At 25.7% G+C, this 337-nt stretch carries 1 pseudogene; it reads right to left on the bottom strand.

The window, feature by feature from the left end:
* Positions 1-337 (bottom strand): annotated as a pseudogene (locus tag G3997_RS08525) (preprotein translocase subunit SecA); the annotation flags it as partial.

Consider the following 337-nt stretch of genomic DNA (forward strand, 5'->3'; position numbering starts at 1 on the left):
AGTATCTAATCTTACCTGTTTATTCATATCATCAAATATATCAAAGGATTGAACTGTAAATTCTTTAACTGGRTCTTTTTGTCCTGCAGCTACAAGCCCTATRCCTTTTTTAAGTTGTTCAATTGCATCTATATGATCTATCCAATAATTATCAACAAAGTGAAGTATAACTTTTCTTTCCCAATCTCTCATAGCTTCACTTCCTATTAAATCTTCTCTAGATTTATATACTTCTTTTATCATACTAATAGTATAATCTACTATTTCATTATCTTTTATATCTTCTAAATTTAGTTTTTTATTATGTCCATTTAAATTAAATATACCCATAATAGAT

The sequence above is a fragment of the Romboutsia sp. 13368 genome (assembly GCF_018336475.1).
In the GTDB taxonomy this organism is placed as follows: Bacteria; Bacillota; Clostridia; order Peptostreptococcales; family Peptostreptococcaceae; genus Romboutsia.